This is a genomic window from Streptomyces sp. NPDC041200, from assembly GCF_055591805.1.
Genome location: NZ_JBVIZF010000001.1, coordinates 833,294 through 850,154, shown reverse-complemented (window position 1 = coordinate 850,154; position 16,861 = coordinate 833,294). Strand labels below are relative to the sequence as shown.

Sequence of the window (16,861 nt, the reverse complement as noted above, 5' to 3'; positions counted from 1 at the left end):
CCCTTTGTGGGCTTCGCCACATCCGGAGCGTATGGCTCCAGTAGCCGTCGGATCAGCCGCTGACCGAGGGACGCCCGTTCTCGATGTGCCCGGTGAGGCGGCGGTGGAAGGAGGAGTCGCCCTCGGCCGTCAGCACCAGGTCGTACCAGCCCTGGCCCTCCCGCGCCGAGAACTCCACGACCTTCGTCGAGCCCGCGCGCACGGTCACCGTCCGCTGCCGCGCGTCCGCGTCGGCCACATAGGCGCGCGGGCGCACGGTGAGCCCGATCGCACGCTCCCCCTTGTTGGTGATGGTGAGCGTGAGCTGCCGCCGGCGGCCGTCGATGCCGCCGCGCACCCGCAGCCCGGCCGCGGCGCCGTCGGCCGTGCCCCGGAACTCGCGGCGGAAGCCGTTCGGCCCGGTGACGACGAAGTCGTAACGCCCGTCCCGCACCGGGACGTCCCAGGTGGACAGGGCCCCGGGCGCCAGATCGCGGTGCTGCGGCGCCTCGTACTCCGCCGCGTACGGGAAGAGGATGGCGTGCGCGCTGCGTACCCCGGCGTTGGCGAGCGCCAGCCGCATCACCCCCGCCCCCGGCTCGAACACCCCGGACACCTCCGGCTGATACGGCAGCGGGCGGGCCGGACGCGTGCCCTCCTCCTGTCGCGGCATCCGCTGGTCGGCGGGCGGCTGCGGCGTCCAGTGGTCGCGGTCCGGCGGGGGCGGCCCCGGCCGGCGCAGCGACTGCGGGGCGGCGGCGCTGCCGAACGCGAAGGCGCCGGTCAGATCGCCGCACACGGTCCGGCGCCAGGCGGAGATGTTCGGCACCTCGATGCCCAGCCACTTCTCCAGGAAGCGGTTGGCGGAGGTGTGGTCGAACAGCTCGGAGCAGACGTAGCCGCCGACCGTCCACGGGGAGATCACCAGCATCGGCACCCGCATCCCCAGGCCCAGCGGCCGGCCCTGCCACCACTCCTCGGCCACGTCGGCGGGCGGGTTGGGCGGCACCACATGGTCGAAGAAGCCGTCGTTCTCGTCGTAGGTGAGGAAGACCGCGGTCTTGCGCCACACCTCGGGGTGCGCGGCGAGCGCGTCCAGGACCGCGTACGTCACGGTGGCGCTGTGCGCGGGGGTGGAGACATCGGGGTGCTCGGAGTCCAGCGGGGACGGCACCAGATACGACACCGCGGGCAGCCGCCCGGCCGCCACGTCGGCGCGGAACGCCTCCTCGAAGCCGCCCTCCGGAGCCCGGCGCAGACCCCGCTCGAACAGCCGCCGTTCGTCGTCCGTCAGCTTCTCCAGGCCCGCTTCCAGCCCGTCGAGCAACCGCCGCCGCTCGGCGCCGGACGCCTCCAGCACCTTGGTGTAGAACGCGTTGGTGCTGGTGAATCCCAGCCCGGCCAGTGCCTTGCGGGCCACGTCCTTGAACGGCCGGTAGAACTCGATGTTGTTGTCCTGGAAGTTGTCCCACTCCTGGTAGACCTTCCAGCTCACTCCCTCCCGTTCCAGCACCTCGGCGGTGGTGGTCCAGTCGTAGCCGGGGTGGCTGTCCTCCTCGTACGCGTCGTTGCCGACCGCGCGCCGCCCGCCCGGCCCCGGCTCGTAGCCGGTGGTGCCGCTGACCCAGTAGTTGCGGTTGGGGCTGGTGGAGGAGTGGATGGCGGAGTGGTACGCGTCGCAGATGGTGAACGCGTCGGCCAGCTCGTAGTGGAACGGGATGTCCGCACGGTCGAAGTGGACCATGGTGGCCGGGGACTTGGCGGCGATCCAGTTGTCCATCCAGCCGCCGTGCCAGGCCGCCGCGCCGCCGTCCCACGAGTGGTCGAGCTGGCCCACGAAGCGGAGGTCCTCGCGCTGCGTCTCGGCGGCCTCGCGTGCGCCGAAGGGCAGTACGTGGCCGCCGCCCGGCTTCGGCTGCGCGAAGACGCTCTGCCCGCCGGGCAGGGTCACGGCGCCCTGGTCGGCGTAGCCACGGACGCCCCGGAGCGTGCCGAAGTAGTGATCGAAGGAACGGTTCTCCTGCATCAGCAGCACCACATGCTCAATGCCGTCGAGACCGCCGGGCGGCGGCGACGGCTGCGCGGCGAGCGCGGCCTGCAGCGACGGCGGCAGCAGCGAGCCCGCCGCGGCCGCCCCGGTCGCGCCCGCACCGAGTGCGACCAGCCTGCGGCGTGCGATGTCCGATGCCACCTGTGTCTCCCCTGTCCGTGAGCGTCCGCTCGGGAAGCTACGGAGGGCAGATGGCCGCCGAACGTCCGCGGCGTTACGGCGGCATGGCAGCCCGGCTCAGAGGGCGGCCCGGCTCAGCGGCCGGCCGGGGCCAAGGGGAAGTGGCAGGCCACCGTATGCCCCGGGACGGCCGCCTCCGCGGGCACCGGCTCCTCGCGCGCGCAGAGGTCCCGGGCGTACGGGCAGCGGGTGCGGAACCGGCAGCCGGAGGGCGGATCGGCGGCCGACGGCGTCTCCCCGCCGAGCGGCGCGGCCGACGGCCGTACGCCAGGATCGGCATGTTCCGCCGCATCCAGCAGAGCCGTGTCCAGCAGACCGCGGGTGTACGGATGGAGGGGCGAGGCGAACACGGCCGCGACGGGGCCCGTTTCCACCAGCTTGCCCAGATACATCACCCCGACCCGGTCCGCGACGTACCGGACCACCGCGAGGTCGTGTGAGATGAACAGATACGCCACGCCCTTCTCGCGCTGCAACTCCCGCATCAGGTTGAGGATCTGCGCCTGTACGGAGACATCCAGCGCGGAGACCGGTTCGTCCGCCACCACGAGCGAGGGCGAGAGCGCGAGCGCCCGGGCCAGTCCGAGCCGCTGGCGCTGCCCGCCGGAGAACTCGTGCGGGTACCGGTCCGCCGCGTCGCGCGGCAGCCCCACGTCGTCCAGCAGCCGCGCGATCCGCGCGCGCTGCCCGGCGCGGTCCCCGATGCCCTGGATGGCCAGCGGCTCGCGCAGGATCGCCGCCACGCGCATCCGCGGGTCCATCGAGGCGTACGAGTCCTGGAACATCAGCTGCACCGCGCGGCGGTGTGCCTTGCGGGCGCGGCGGTCCAGTGCGGCGGGGTCGTGTTCGCCGAAGCGGATGGAGCCCGCCGTGGGGGGTTCCATGCCGACGACGAGCCTGCCGAGGGTGGACTTCCCGCAGCCGGACTCCCCCACGATCCCGAACGTCTCCCCGCGCCGCACGGAGAGCGACACCCCGGCCACCGCGCTCACCGCCGCCGCGCCCTTGCGGCGGGCGAACGGGCCGCCGCGCAGCGGGTAGTCCTTGGTCAGGCCGGTGAGCCGCAGCAGGACATCGTCGGCAGGCGCCGGAGGGGCCGGTACGGCAGGGACCACCTGCGCGACGGGATCGGCGCCCAGCGGTACGGGATGGAAGCAAGCGAAGGCGTGCGCATCACGCCGCGCGCCCCCAGCCGTGGACTCCAACGGCGCCCCCTCCAACGGCGGCTCCTCCGTCCCGCACCGCTCCGACGCGAACCCGCATCTCGGCGCGAATCGGCACCCCGTGAGCGGGTCCGCCAGCGACGGCGGAAGCCCCGGAATCGTGACCAGGGGCTGGGACGCGTCGGCGGCGCGTTCCGGGAGGGCCGCGAAGAGCGCCTGGGTGTAGCGGTGGCGCGGGGCCGCGAACAGGCGCCGGACACCGGCCCGTTCCACCGTCCTGCCCGCGTACATCACCGCCACCCGGTCCACCCGCCGGGCGATCACCCCGAGATCGTGGGTGACCAGGATCAGCGCCATGCCCAGCCGCGCCCTCAGCTCGTCGATCAGCTCCAGGATCTGGGCCTGCGTGGTGACGTCCAGCGCCGTCGTCGGCTCGTCGGCGATCAGCAGCTCGGGTTCGCAGATCAGCGCCATGGCGATGGCGACCCGCTGCCGCATACCTCCGCTGAGCTGGTGCGGATAGCTCTTCAGCCGCTCCCCCGGCTTCGGCAGGCCCACCAGCCGCAGCATCTCCTCGGCCCGCCGCCACGCCTCCGCCCGCCCCACGCCCTGGTGCAGCAGCAGCGGTTCGGCGACCTGGGCGCCGATGGTCATGGTGGGGTTGAGGGAGGTCAGGGGGTCCTGGAAGACCATGCCGATGGTGTTGCCGCGTACGCCCCGCAGCACCGGTTCGGGCGCGCCCGCCAGGTCCGTACCGGCGAAGGTGACGGACCCCCCGGTGATGCGCGCCCCGTCCGGCAGCAGGCCCAGCACGCTCAGCGCGGTCATCGTCTTGCCGCAGCCGGACTCGCCGACGATGCCCAGCGCCTCGCCCCGGGCGAGGTCCAGGGACACCCCGTCGAGGGCGTGGACGGTACGGCGGCGGTCGCCGTCGCGGGCCGGGATCTCGACGTGGAGGTCGTCGACGCGCAGCAAGAAGTCGGAGTCGGTCATCGGCGGTCGCCTCGGTTCTTCGTGAGCCTCTGGAGCCGCACGTCGAAGGCGTCCCGCAGACCGTCGCCGATGAAGGTGAACGCGGCGACGACGAGCACGATCGCGATGCCGGGCGGGAAGATCAGCCACCAGTAGCCGACCTGGGTGTAGGTGATGCCGGTGCTGAGCATGGAGCCCCAGTCGGCGGCGGGCGGCGGGATGGACAGGCCGAGGAACGACAGATAGGCGACGTACAGGATCGCGTCGGCGATCTGGAACGGATGGTAACCACGGAACGCCTGCTGTGACACCGCCTTCATTCGGCCAACGCATAGGGTGAGCGCGGACCGACCGGAAGCGAGGCAGCATGGCACCCACCACCTCCCGAGGCCGCCGCCTGCGGATCGGCATCGGCGGCATGCACATCGAATCCAGCACCTTCAGCCCGCACCGCGCCGGGTACGACGACTTCGTCGTCACCCGCGGCGACGAGCTGCTGGCCCGTTACGGCTGGACCCGGCCGGACGGCGACCTCTCCGGGCTCGTCGAGTGGGTGCCCCTCGTGCACGCCGTCGCGCTCCCCGGCGGGCCCGTCGAGCCCGCCGTCTACGCTCGCATCAAGGCCGAACTCACCGACCGGATCCGGACGGCCGGTCGGCTCGACGGGCTGGTGTACGACATCCACGGCGCGATGAGCGTCGTCGGCCTGGAGGACGCCGAGGCCGATCTCACCGACGCGGTACGGGACGCCATCGGACCCGACGCGCTGATCTCCGCCGCCATGGATCTCCACGGCAACGTCTCACGGCACTTCGCCGACCGCCTCGACCTGCTCACCGCGCACCGGCTCGCCCCGCACGAGGACGCCTGGGAGACGCGCGAACGCGCCGCCCGCAAGCTCGTCGAACGGCTCGACTCCGGCAAGGGCCGCCCCCATGTCGCCTGGGTGCAGATCCCGGTGCTGCTGCCCGGCGAGAAGACCAGCACCCGGCTGGAGCCCGCCACCTCGCTGTACGGACGGCTGGCGGCCGTCGAGGCGCTGGACGGGGTCGTGGACGCGGCGATCTGGGTCGGTTACGCCTGGGCCGACGAGCCGCGGTGCCGGGCGTGTGTCGTGGTCACCGGTGAGGATCCCGCGCTCGTCGTCGACCAGGCGCGGTCGCTGGCCCGTGAGTACTGGGAGGTGCGCCGCGACTTCGCCTTCGTCGGCCCCACCGGCGACGCCGACGCGTGCGTCGCCGCCGCCCTCGTCTCGTCCGACCGTCCGTTCCTCATCAGCGACTCCGGCGACAACCCGACGGCGGGCGGGGCCGGTGACCTCGCGTACATGCTGCGCCGCCTGCTCGCCCACGAGGACCTGGCGGCGGGCCGCGCCACCGCCCTCCACCCCGGCATCACCGACCCGGCGGCGGTGGCGCGGTGCGTTGCCGCGGGGGTGGGTGCGACGGTCTCCCTGTCGGTGGGCGGGCACTTCAGCGGTGCGACGGCGCACGGGGGCCCGTACGAATTGGTCGGCGAGGTGGTCGCGGTGTGGCGGGACGATGTGGGCGGCGACCTCGCGGCCGTTCGGCGCGGCGGGGTGACCGTGATCCTGACGAGCCGTCGCAAGCCGTTTCATCGGCTGGCGGATTTCGGGGCGCTGGATCCGCGGACGTACGACCTGGTTGTGGTGAAGATCGGCTACCTGGAGCCGGAGCTTTACGAGATGGCCGCCGACTGGCGCCTCGCCCTGACCCCGGGCGGGGTCGACCAGGATCTCCTGCGGCTGGGCCACCACCGGGTCGAGCGGCCGCTGTACCCGTTCGACGAGGAGATGTCGGAACCCGACCTGACCCCGATCCTGCTGTAGGGAGCCTGCGGCAGCTTGTTCCCCACCCCGCCCCTTCCCGAACCGGGGCAAGCCCCGGACCCCGGGTGGGGGCTCCGCCCCCAAACCCCCGCCGGGGCTCCGCCCCTGGACCCCGCTCCTCAAACGCCGGAGGGGCTGGGCTGTGCCGACCGAGGCCGGATGGCGGGACACCTCCGCCCCGGCCCCGCTCCCCGGAGAGCCGGATGTACCCCAGGTTGTGGGCAATCGTTCCGCCGGGGGGCACCTCCCAGCGGTAGCTGGGGGAGGAACGGGTGGGCACAACCCGGCCACCGGCCCGCACCCGGCCAACGAAACCCGCGGCGCCACGGCGCAGGCCGCACGCGCGACGGCGCTGAGGCACAACCCGGCCACCGAGCCGCACCCGGCGGCGAAACCCACGGCGCAGGCCGCGCACGCGACGGCGGCGGGGTGCGCAACACGCACCCCGCCGCCGAACCGCACACAGCGGAAAGCGCGTTAGCCCTCCACGCCCAGCTTCTGCAGGATCAGCTCCCGCACCCGCGCCGCATCCGCCTGGCCACGCGTGGCCTTCATGACGGCACCGACCAGCGCGCCCGCCGCCGCGACCTTCCCCCCACGGATCTTGTCCGCGATGGCGGCATTGGCGGCGATCGCCTCATCCACGGCCGTACCCAGCGCACCCTCGTCGGAGACGACCTTCAGGCCGCGGGCGGCCACGACCTCGTCCGGGCCGCCCTCACCCGCCAGCACGCCCTCGATCGTCTGGCGGGCCAGCTTGTCGTTGAGGGAGCCCTCGTCGACCAGGGCGCACACCCGGGCGACCTGGCCCGGAGTGATGGGGAGGGCGGCAAGCTCGACGCCCTCCTCGTTGGCGCGGCGGGCCAGCTCGCCCATCCACCACTTGCGTGCGGCGGAGGCATCCGCGCCCGCGTCCATCGTCGCGGTGATCAGATCGATCGCACCCGCGTTGAGCACGGACTGCATCTCGTGCTGCGAGATGCCCCACTCCTCCCGCAGCCGGGTACGCCGCACCCGCGGCAGCTCCGGAAGCGTGGCCCGCAGCTCCTCGACCCACGCGCGCGAAGGCGCGACGGGCACGAGGTCCGGCTCGGGGAAGTACCGGTAGTCCTCGGCCTCTTCCTTGATCCGGCCGGACGTCGTGGAGCCGTCCTCCTCGTGGAAGTGACGGGTCTCCTGGATGATCGTCCCGCCGTCGCCCAGCACCGCCGCGTGGCGCTGGATCTCGAAGCGGGCGGCCCGCTCGACGGACCGCAGCGAGTTGACGTTCTTCGTCTCGGAGCGGGTGCCGAACTTGTCGGCGCCGTGCGGCCGCAGCGACAGGTTCACGTCGCACCGCATCTGGCCCATCTCCATGCGCGCGTCGGAGACCCCGAGAGCCTTGATCAGCTCGCGCAGCTCGGCGACGTACGCCCGGGCGACCTCGGGGGCCTTCTCCCCGGCCCCGACGATCGGCTTGGTGACGATCTCGATGAGCGGGATCCCGGCCCGGTTGTAGTCCAGGAGGGAGTGCGAGGCGCCGTGGATACGGCCCGTCGCGCCGCCCACGTGGGTGGACTTGCCGGTGTCCTCCTCCATGTGGGCGCGCTCGATCTCCACGCGGAAGATCTCGCCGTCGACCTCGACGTCCAGATAGCCGTTGAAGGCGATCGGCTCGTCGTACTGCGAGGTCTGGAAGTTCTTCGGCATGTCCGGATAGAAGTAGTTCTTCCGGGCGAAGCGGCACCACTCGGCGATCTCGCAGTTCAGCGCGAGACCGATCTTGATGGCGGACTCGACACCCGTCGCGTTGACGACGGGCAGCGAGCCGGGCAGGCCGAGACAGGTGGGGCAGGTCTGCGCGTTGGCGTCGGCGCCGAGCGACGTCGAACACCCGCAGAACATCTTGGTCTTGGTGCCGAGTTCGACGTGGACCTCGAGCCCCATCACGGGCTCGTAGGCGGCCAGGGCGTCCTCGTACGACACCAGTTCAGTGACGGTCACGGAAAACTAACCTCTCAACCCGCGAGGACGTCGTCGTCGCCCAGGCGCTTCAGCTCGCGGACGAGCAGGGCGACGCCGGTGGCGATGGCGGCGGCGGACACCACCGCGTCGGCCAGCTGCAGCTTGTCGTTCTCCAAGCGGGCCTTCTTCGCCTGCTTGATCACGCTGACCGCGCCGAACAGCGAGGTCGCGATGGACAGGTAGGTGCCGGGCTTGGACTTCTTGAAACCCTTGGCCTTCTTGATCGCGCTCATAGCGACGGTGCCTCCTCGATCAGCGGGTGGCCCCACCGTTCGGTGAACGCGGCCTCGACCGCGGCACCGACCCGGTAGAGCCGGTCGTCGGCCATGGCGGGAGCGATGATCTGCAGTCCGACCGGCAGACCGTCCTCCGGCGCCAGGCCGCAGGGCAGTGACATGGCCGCGTTCCCCGCCAGGTTCGCCGGAATCGTGCACAGGTCGGCGAGATACATCGCCATCGGGTCATCGGCGCGCTCGCCGATCGGGAAGGCGGTGGTCGGGGTGGTCGGCGAGATCAACACGTCGACCTGCTCGAACGCCTTCTCGAAGTCCCGGGTGATGAGGGTACGGACCTTCTGCGCCGAGCCGTAGTACGCGTCGTAGTAGCCGGAGCTGAGCGCGTACGTGCCGAGCATGATCCGGCGCTTGACCTCGGCGCCGAAGCCCTCCGCGCGGGTGAGCGCGGTGACCTCCTCGGCGGACTTGGTGCCGTCGTCGCCCGCCCGCAGCCCGTAGCGCATGGCGTCGAAGCGGGCCAGGTTGGACGAGCACTCCGACGGCGCGATCAGGTAGTACGCGGCCAGCGCCTTGTCGAAGGACGGGCAGGAGATCTCCACGATCTCGGCGCCCAGCTCGCGCAGCAGCTCCACCGACTCGTTGAAGCGCTGCATGACACCGGCCTGGTAGCCCTCGCCCGCGAACTCCTTGACCACGCCGACGCGCATCCCCTGGACGCTGCCGTTGCGGGCGGCCTCGACGACCGGCGGGACCGGGGCGTCGATGGAGGTCGAGTCGAGCGGGTCGTGCCCGGCGATCACCTCGTGCAGCAGGGCCGCGTCCAGCACGGTACGGGCGCAGGGGCCACCCTGGTCGAGCGAGGACGAGAAGGCGACCATGCCGTACCGGGAGACCGCCCCGTACGTCGGCTTGACGCCGACCGTGCCGGTGACGGCGGCGGGCTGGCGGATGGAGCCGCCGGTGTCGGTGCCGATGGCCAGCGGCGCCTGGAAGGACGCCAGCGAGGCGGAGGAGCCGCCTCCGGAGCCACCGGGGATGCGGGTGAGGTCCCACGGGTTGCCGGTGGGCCCGTACGCGCTGTTCTCGGTCGAGGACCCCATGGCGAACTCGTCCATGTTGGTCTTGCCGAGGACGATCACATCCGCGTCGCGCAGCCGCTGGGTCAGCGTCGCGTCGTACGGCGGAATCCACCCTTCGAGGATCTTGGAACCGACCGTGGTCGGGATCCCCTTGGTGGTGAAGATGTCCTTGAGCGCGAGCGGAACCCCGGCCAGCGGGCCCAGCTCCTCGCCGCGCGCCCGCTTCTCGTCGACGGCGCGGGCCTGCGCGAGCGCGCCCTCTCGGTCCACGTACAGGAAGGCGTGCACCTTCTCGTCGACGGCCTCGATACGGGCCAGATGGGCTTCGGTGACCTCGACGGCGGTCAGTTCGCCGGAAGCCACCTTGGCGGCGATCTCCGCCGCGGTGAGCCTGATCAGATCAGTCATGCGGGTCAGTCCTCCCCCAGGATCTGCGGCACCTTGAAACGCTGCTGCTCCTGGGCCGGGGCGCCGGACAGCGCCTCCTGCGGGGTCAGCGACGGACGGACCTCGTCCGGCCGCATGACGTTGGTCAGGGGCAGCGGGTGGGAGGTCGGCGGTACGTCTTGGTCGGCGACCTCGGAGACGCGGGCCACCGCGCCGATGATGTCGTCCAGCTGTCCGGCGAAGTGGTCTAGCTCTTCCGCCTTGAGCTCCAGACGCGCCAGCCGTGCGAGGTGGGCGACCTCCTCGCGCGTGATGCCAGGCATGCAGCGATCCTCAGGGTGAGTGTGAAGTGTTTTCCGGGCCCAATCCTATGGCGCCCCCCACACCCCGCGCGAAACGCTTTGGTCCTGCGCCGTTGTGGGCAATCGTTCCGCGGGGCGGAACGGGTGGGCACAACCCACCCACCGGCCCGCACCCGGCAACGAAACCGCAGGGGGCACCCGCGGACCCCGCACCCGCTACGTCACGGGCTGATCGGCGTCCTTCTCCGCGGCGGCGGGAGCGGAATCCTCGCGGCGCCAGCCGCTCTCGCCCCGGGCCCGCAGCCACGCCGTGGTCTCGTCGGGCGGCATCGCGGCGGCGACCAGCCACCCCTGCACCGCGTCACAGCCCAGATCCCGCAGCCGCTCCCACGTCTCGTCGTCCTCGACGCCCTCGGCGACCACCAGCAGACCCAGCGAATGCGCGAGATCGACCGTGCAGCGCACGATCTCCGCGTCCTCGTTGTCCACGGCGAGCCGGGCCACGAACGAGCGGTCGATCTTCAGCTCACTGACCGGCAGCCGCCGCAGGTGGACCAGCGACGAATACCCGGTGCCGAAGTCGTCCAGGGACATCTTCACCCCGTGCCCGGTGAGCCCGGCGAGGGTGTCGGCGGCCCGCTGCGGGTCCTCCAGCAGCACGTGCTCCGTTATCTCCAGCTGGAGCGCCCCGGCCGGGACCCCGTGCCGGGCGAGCCGCCCGGCGACGGCCCCGGCGAAGCCGGGGGTGTGGACATCGCGCGGCGAGACGTTGACGGCGACCGGCACCTCCAGGCCGTCGGCGCGCCAGCGCGCGACCTGGCCGAGCGCGGTCTCCAGGACGTATTCGGTGAGCCGGGGCATCAGCCCGGAGCTCTCGGCCATGGAGATGAACTCGTCCGGCGGCACCTTCCCCCGGTCCGGGTGCACCCAGCGGACCAGCGCCTCCAGCCCGGCGACATGGCCGTCGAAGCCGACCTTGGGCTGGTAGTGCAGCTCGACGTCGCCCGCGTCCAGGGCGCGCCGCAGATCGCCCAGCAGACCGAGCCGGTCGGGGGTGTTGCCGTCGCGCCGCGCCTCGTACAGCTCGACGCCGCTGCGGTCCCGCTTCGCCTGGTACATGGCGACGTCCGCGCGGCGCAGCAGCCCCTCGGCGTCGAGCGCGTGGTCGGGGTAGACGGCGACCCCGGCGCTGGCCTCCAGCACCAGGGTCAGCCCGTCCAGGTCGAGCGGGGAGCCGAGGTCCCCGACGAGGACGCGGGCGCTGCGCTGGGCGCTGGTGAGCGAGTCGGTGGTGGGCAGCAGGACGGCGAACTCGTCGCCGCCGAGCCGGGCCACCTCGGCCCCTCGGGGCAGCGCCAGCCGCAGCCGCTCGGCGATCTGGAGCAGCAGCCGGTCGCCCGCGAGGTGGCCGAGGGTGTCGTTGACCGAGCGGAAGCGGTCGAGGTCCAGCAGGACGAGCGCGGTGCGGGCCCCGGCGCGCTCGGCCTCGTCCAGCGCGGTCCAGGTGCGCTCCAGCAGCCACTGGCGGTTGGGCAGCCCGGTGAGCGGGTCGCGCAGCTGCTCCTCGGCGCGCACCCGGGCGATCCACAGCGTGGAGTCGAGGGCGACCAGCGGGACCGCGAACAGCGGGAGCAGCAGCGGGGTGTCCCCGGCGACGACGACGATGAGCGGGGCGATGCCGAGCAGCGCGATGCCGACGAGGGCCTGCCGGAGGAGGGCGGTGCGGGCGACGGTGGGCAGTCCGGCGCCGGGGGGCGCCAGGGAGTACCACAGCAGGCCGCGGGTGATCACGAGGTAGACGGCGGCGGCCAGGACCGTCTGGGGGATGGCGGAGGCGTGCCAGGTGTCGGTGTGCCAGGGCTCTTCGACGGAGGGCGTGGTGCCGAAGGCGGCGAGGGTGAGGGCGGCCGCGCCGACGCCCAGGATGTCGACCGCGCCGTGCAGAGCCGCCTGCCGCCAGCGGTGCCGCCGGGCGGCGCCGACGAGGACCACGACGGCGAGGCTGACCAGCATGGCGGGCAGCCAGCCGTAGAGCAGGAGCGCGGCCAGGGTTAACGCGGCGCCCGATCCGGTGCCGCCCCACCAGCGGTCCCGGCCGAGGGCGACGAGGTGGCCGACGATGATTCCGGTGAGGACCGCGAGCGACCAGCCCTCGGTGCCGTCGGGAAAGAGCGCATGGCCCGCGTCGAGCACTCGGAATACTCCGATGCCGAGTGCGAAAGCGGCCATGGCGACCGCGGCGGCGGGCAACGCGGGCAGCAGAAGCCGGCGCAGCCGCGGCGCCGGTGCGGCGCTTTCGGTCGGTTTCATACCCGTCCCTCTCACAGCCGGCGGTGCCAGCGCCACGGCAGGCGCACACCTCAACAGTAGGCGGCAGAAGGGCATGGCGGGCGGCGATCGGCAGCGGTTGCCCGAATGCCGCCCGACGATCCATGACCTTCTGGTATGCGCTGTAAGGGTGATGCCCGCTGGCTGTGCCCGGGAAGTGCTCCCAGTCGTATTCCGGCCAGCTTTACGGTGCCGTAGCGCCCAAGATGGCCGGACTACTGCGCCGGACGGGTGTCCGGACTACTCCTCGTGAGCGACCTGACTCCCCCTCGGGCTACTCCCCGGACTCCTCCCCGGACTCCTCCGGAGGCGTTACGGCGGCGTCGCGTGCGGCGTCGGGGCCCTGTTCGAGGAGGACGGCGAATCCGTCGTCATCGAGAACCGGGACCTTCAACTGCATGGCTTTGTCGTACTTCGATCCGGGATTGTCCCCGACGACCACGAAATCAGTCTTTTTCGAAACAGAGCCGGTGACTTTCGCACCACGGTTCTGCAGCGCCTCCTTGGCCCCGTCCCGGGTGTGCGATTCCAGCGTGCCCGTGACCACCACGGTCAGCCCCTTGAGCGGCAGCGGGCCCGCGTCCTCGGCCGCCTCCTCCTCCAGCCGCACCCCGGCGCGCCGCCACTTCTCCACGATCTCGCGGTGCCAGTCCACGGCGAACCACTGCTTCACCGAGGTGGCGATGATTCCGCCGACGCCCTCGGTGGCCGCCAGCTCCTCCTCACTGGCCTCGGCGATCCGGTCCAGCGAGCGGAATTCCCGGGCCAGCGCGGTGGCCGCGACCGGGCCGACATGACGGATCGAAAGGCCGGTGATGATCCGGGCCAGTGGACGCTGCTTGGCGGCTTCGATATTGGCCAGCATCGCCAGGGCGTTCTTCTTCGCCTCGCCCTTCTGCGTGGCGAAGAAGGTGACGACCTTCTCCTCGCCCGTCTCCGGATCGCGCTTGGGCAGTCCGCTGTCCGGGTCCAGCACATACGAGCGAATGGGCAACAGTTGTTCGATCTTGAGGTCGAACAGATCGCCTTCGTCCCGCAGCGGCGGCTCGGCGGGCTCCAGCGGCTGGGTGAGGGCGGCCGCGGCGACATAACCGAGGTTCTCGATGTCCAGGGATTTCCGCCCGGCGAGATAGAAAATCCGCTCGCGCAGCTGCGCCGGGCAGGACCGGCTGTTGGGACACCGCAGATCGACGTCGCCCTCCTTGGCGGGCTGCAGCGGGGTCCCGCACTCCGGGCACGCGGCGGGCATCACGAATTCGCGCTCGCTGCCGTCCCGCAGATCGGCGACCGGGCCCAGGATCTCCGGAATGACATCGCCCGCTTTACGCAGCACCACGGTGTCACCGATCAGCACACCTTTGGCCTTGACCACGTCCTGGTTGTGCAGTGTCGCGAATTCGACCTCCGAGCCCGCGACTGTGATCGGTTCAACCACCGCATAAGGCGTCACCCGCCCCGTGCGCCCCACGCCTACCCGGATGTCGACCAGCTTGGTGTTGACCTCCTCGGGCGGAAACTTCCACGCGATCGCCCAGCGCGGTGCCCGCGAGGTGGAGCCGAGCCGCCCCTGCAGCGGGATCTCGTCGAGCTTGATGACCGCGCCGTCGATCTCGTGCTCCACCGAATGACGGTGCTCGGTCTCCCCGTAATGCGCGATGTACTCGCGCACGCCCTCGATCGTGTCCACCACCCGGAAGTGGGCCGCGGTCGGCAGCCCCCACTCGTGCAGCAGCTCATACGCCTGCGACAGCCGGTCGATGGCGAAGCCTTCGCGCGCGCCGATCCCGTGCACCACCATGTCCAGCGGGCGGCTCGCGGTGACCTTCGGGTCCTTCTGGCGCAGCGAACCCGCCGCCGCGTTCCTCGGGTTGGCGAACGGCGGCTTCTCCGCCTCCACCAGCCGCGCGTTCAGCTCCTCGAACGCCTTCCGGGGCAGGAAGACCTCGCCGCGCACCTCCACCAGCGCCGGGACACGGTCACCCGTCAGCCGGTTGGGGATCTTGGCGATGGTCCGCACGTTGGGGGTGATGTCCTCACCGGTGCGCCCGTCGCCCCGGGTCGCGGCGCGGGTCAGCCGTCCGTGCTCGTAGGTGAGGTTGACCGCGAGGCCGTCCACCTTCAGCTCGCACAGGAAGTGGTACGCGCCGGTGCCCAGCTCCTTGGCGATGCGGTCGGCCCAGGTGCCCAGCTCGTCATCGTCGAACGCGTTGTCCAGGCTGAGCATCCTCTCCCGGTGCTCGACCTCGGTGAACTCCGTCTCGTACGCCCCCGCCACCTTCTGGGTGGGCGAATCGGGGGTGCGCAGCTCGGAATGCTCCTCCTCCAGCGCCTCCAGCCTGCGCAGGAGCCTGTCGAACTCCGCGTCGCTGACGATCGGGGCGTCCTTCACGTAGTACCGGAAGCGGTGCTCCTCGACCTGCTCAGCGAGCTTGGCGTGCTCATCCCGTGCCTCCGTGGGCACCGTCGACTGCTGTTCGCCGGCCACCGTGTCGTCCTCCCAGTCACTCAGGGTTGTCCGCGAGCGATCTCGCCGCCCGGACACAGTGGGCCAGCGCGGCGCGCGCGTACGCGGGCGAAGCGCCCGCGAGCCCGCACGACGGCGTGATCACCACGGACTCCGCGAGAGTCCCCGGTGACAGCCCCAGCCTGCGCCACAGCGTCCTGACACCCCCGACGCTACCGGCAGGGTCCGACAACGCGGCCTCGATGCCGGGGACGGCGCCGACGAACAGCGCCGTTCCGCCCTCGACGGCCTCCCCGATCGCCTCTTCCTCACGCTCGGTGAGCAGCGAGAAGTCGAACGAGACCCCGCTCGCCCCCGCGCGCCGCAGCAGCCCGAACGGCACGTTCGGCGCGCACGAGTGCACCACCACCGGCGCCCCGGCCGCCGCCACCAGATCCCGCAGCGCGCCCTCCACCACGCCCCGGTCCACGGCGGAGTGGGTGCGGTAGCCGCTTGCGGTACGGACGGTTCCGGTCAGCACCGCCGTCAGCGACGGCTCGTCCAGCTGCAGCACCACCTCGGCACCGGGCACCCTGCGGCGCACCTCGGCCAGATGCGCGCGCACGCCCTCGGCCAGCGAGGCCGTCAGGTCGCAGCAGGCCCCCGGGTCGCTCAGCGCGACCTCTCCGTTCCGCAGCTCCAGGCCCGCCGCGAGGGTCCACGGCCCGACGGCCGACACCTTGAGCGCCCCTCGGTGGCCCTGGGCGTACTCCTCCAGCGCGTCCAGGTCCTCGCCCAGCCAGGACCGTGCCCGCCGGGTGTCCCGCCCCGGCCGGTCGCTGATCCGCCAGCCACTCGGCTCCACATGGGCGTACACCTCGACGAGCATCCCGGCGGTCCGCCCGAGCATGTCCGCCCCGGGCCCCCGCGCGGGCAGCTCCGGCAGATACGGCAGGGCCTCCAGCGACCCGGTGACGGTCTTCACGGCCTCCCGCGCGTCCTCGCCCGGCATCGACCCGACGCCGGTCGCGGCTCCCGCGCCCCAGCTGTGCTTCTGCTTCTCACTCACCCCAAAAGCCTATGGGGTGAGCGCCGCTCAGCCACGCGGGCGGATCTGGAGATCCGTGATCTCCGCGTCGCGCGGCAGGTCGAGCGCGGTGAGGACGGTCGTCGCCACGGTCTCCGGGGCGATCCAGCGCTCCGCGTCGTACTCCTTGCCCTCCTGCTGATGCACCTTCACCTGCATCGGCGTCGCCGTACGCCCCGGGTAGACGGTCGTCACCCGCACCCCGTTGCCGCTCTCCTCCCAGCGCAGCGCGTCGGCCAGCGCCTTCAGGCCGTGCTTGCTGGCCGCGTACGCGCCCCACTGGGCGTTGGCGCGCAGCCCCGCGCCGGAGTTGAGGAAGATGACATGGCCCTGCGCGAGGCGGAGCTGCGGCAGGAGGAGCCGGGTCAGCTCGGCGGGCGAGACGAGGTTGGCGGCGAGCTGACGGTTCCAGGCCTTGGGGGTCAGCTCGCCGATCTCACCGAGGTCGACCACGCCCGCGATGTGCAGCACCGAGTCGAGCCGCTCGGGCAACGACTGATGGCTGAGCGCCCACGACAGCTTCTCGGGGGCCCCCAGGTCGCCGACGACCGTACGCGCCCCCGGGAACCGCCCGGCCAGCTCCTTCGCCCGCCCGGCGTCCCGCGCCAGCAGCCACAGCTCGTCGCCCCGCTCGGCCAGCCGCTCGGTGACCGCCGTGCCGATGCCCGAACCTGCCCCAGTGATCAGATGCGTTCCCATGCCCCCAGCTTGCCGCACCTTCTCCGGCCGCACGGCATCGCCCTCTTGACGTTCCAGCCGACCGCGCGTTAGAACTTCTAACGAATACAAGAAGGCCTAACTG

At 72.0% G+C, this 16,861-nt stretch carries 11 protein-coding genes and 1 pseudogene; 1 reads left to right on the top strand and 11 read right to left on the bottom strand.

From position 1 onward, the window contains the following. Positions 1 to 52 precede the first annotated feature (52 nt). The 3 genes and pseudogenes from ACZ6CL_RS03990 to ACZ6CL_RS03980 form a co-directional block, all read right to left on the bottom strand. On the bottom strand, positions 53 to 2,170 hold the full coding sequence (locus tag ACZ6CL_RS03990; protein ID WP_468930800.1) for a phosphocholine-specific phospholipase C: 2,118 nt from the start codon (positions 2,168 to 2,170) through the stop codon (positions 53 to 55). 113 nt (positions 2,171 to 2,283) lie between these two features. Next, positions 2,284 to 4,365, bottom strand: coding sequence for a dipeptide ABC transporter ATP-binding protein (locus ACZ6CL_RS03985; RefSeq protein ID WP_468930798.1), 2,082 nt, complete (start codon positions 4,363 to 4,365; stop codon positions 2,284 to 2,286). Beyond that, positions 4,362 to 4,622 (bottom strand): annotated as a pseudogene (locus ACZ6CL_RS03980) (ABC transporter permease); the annotation flags it as partial. The pseudogene ACZ6CL_RS03980 and the gene ACZ6CL_RS03985, both read right to left, overlap by 4 nt. An 89-nt stretch (positions 4,623 to 4,711) precedes the next feature. On the opposite strand from ACZ6CL_RS03980, the gene ACZ6CL_RS03975 reads away from it, so the two are divergent. Then, complete coding sequence (locus ACZ6CL_RS03975) at positions 4,712 to 6,193, top strand: M81 family metallopeptidase (protein WP_468930796.1); 1,482 nt, start codon at positions 4,712 to 4,714, stop codon at positions 6,191 to 6,193. A 477-nt stretch (positions 6,194 to 6,670) separates the two neighbouring features. Here the strand turns inward: ACZ6CL_RS03975 and gatB are convergent, their stop codons facing one another. From gatB to ACZ6CL_RS03935, 8 genes are all read right to left on the bottom strand, one after another. Further along, positions 6,671 to 8,176 carry an Asp-tRNA(Asn)/Glu-tRNA(Gln) amidotransferase subunit GatB gene (gatB, locus tag ACZ6CL_RS03970; protein WP_468930794.1) on the bottom strand — a complete coding sequence of 502 codons (1,506 nt, stop codon included), beginning with the start codon at positions 8,174 to 8,176 and terminating at the stop codon, positions 6,671 to 6,673. Positions 8,177 to 8,190: 14 nt separating this feature from the next. Then, positions 8,191 to 8,430 (bottom strand): hypothetical protein, encoded by a 240-nt coding sequence (locus ACZ6CL_RS03965; protein ID WP_385448407.1) that lies wholly within the window; start codon positions 8,428 to 8,430, stop codon positions 8,191 to 8,193. Beyond that, a complete protein-coding gene (gene gatA / locus ACZ6CL_RS03960) occupies positions 8,427 to 9,920 on the bottom strand; it encodes an Asp-tRNA(Asn)/Glu-tRNA(Gln) amidotransferase subunit GatA (RefSeq protein WP_468930791.1) in 1,494 nt (497 codons plus the stop codon). Before gatA ends, ACZ6CL_RS03965 begins: the two co-directional genes overlap by 4 nt. Before the next feature lie 5 nt (positions 9,921 to 9,925). After that, positions 9,926 to 10,222 (bottom strand): Asp-tRNA(Asn)/Glu-tRNA(Gln) amidotransferase subunit GatC, encoded by a 297-nt coding sequence (gene gatC, locus ACZ6CL_RS03955; RefSeq protein ID WP_358621318.1) that lies wholly within the window; start codon positions 10,220 to 10,222, stop codon positions 9,926 to 9,928. A gap of 195 nt (positions 10,223 to 10,417) precedes the next feature. After that, entirely contained in the window at positions 10,418 to 12,511 is a 2,094-nt protein-coding gene (locus tag ACZ6CL_RS03950) for a putative bifunctional diguanylate cyclase/phosphodiesterase (RefSeq protein ID WP_468930788.1), read from the bottom strand. A gap of 292 nt (positions 12,512 to 12,803) precedes the next feature. Then, on the bottom strand, positions 12,804 to 15,014 hold the full coding sequence (gene ligA / locus ACZ6CL_RS03945) for an NAD-dependent DNA ligase LigA (protein ID WP_468930787.1): 2,211 nt from the start codon (positions 15,012 to 15,014) through the stop codon (positions 12,804 to 12,806). Positions 15,015 to 15,030: 16 nt separating this feature from the next. Next, positions 15,031 to 15,984: a methionine synthase gene (locus ACZ6CL_RS03940; RefSeq protein ID WP_468931269.1), complete on the bottom strand. Its 954-nt coding sequence runs from the start codon at positions 15,982 to 15,984 to the stop codon at positions 15,031 to 15,033. Positions 15,985 to 16,068: 84 nt separating this feature from the next. After that, positions 16,069 to 16,758, bottom strand: a complete 690-nt coding sequence (locus ACZ6CL_RS03935) for an SDR family oxidoreductase (RefSeq protein WP_468930786.1) — start codon at positions 16,756 to 16,758, stop codon at positions 16,069 to 16,071. Positions 16,759 to 16,861: the final 103 nt, after the last annotated feature.

What these genes read in the sequence shown, in the direction of transcription:
- ACZ6CL_RS03975 (WP_468930796.1), top strand. Translation starts at nt 4,712, where the DNA reads ATGGCACCCACCACCTCCCGAGGCCGCCGCCTGCGGATCGGCATCGGC.
- ACZ6CL_RS03950 (WP_468930788.1), bottom strand. Translation starts at nt 12,511, where the DNA reads ATGAAACCGACCGAAAGCGCCGCACCGGCGCCGCGGCTGCGCCGGCTT.
- gatA (WP_468930791.1), bottom strand. Translation starts at nt 9,920, where the DNA reads ATGACTGATCTGATCAGGCTCACCGCGGCGGAGATCGCCGCCAAGGTG.
- ACZ6CL_RS03985 (WP_468930798.1), bottom strand. Translation starts at nt 4,365, where the DNA reads ATGACCGACTCCGACTTCTTGCTGCGCGTCGACGACCTCCACGTCGAG.
- ACZ6CL_RS03965 (WP_385448407.1), bottom strand. Translation starts at nt 8,430, where the DNA reads ATGAGCGCGATCAAGAAGGCCAAGGGTTTCAAGAAGTCCAAGCCCGGC.
- ACZ6CL_RS03940 (WP_468931269.1), bottom strand. Translation starts at nt 15,984, where the DNA reads ATGCCGGGCGAGGACGCGCGGGAGGCCGTGAAGACCGTCACCGGGTCG.
- gatC (WP_358621318.1), bottom strand. Translation starts at nt 10,222, where the DNA reads ATGCCTGGCATCACGCGCGAGGAGGTCGCCCACCTCGCACGGCTGGCG.
- ACZ6CL_RS03935 (WP_468930786.1), bottom strand. Translation starts at nt 16,758, where the DNA reads ATGGGAACGCATCTGATCACTGGGGCAGGTTCGGGCATCGGCACGGCG.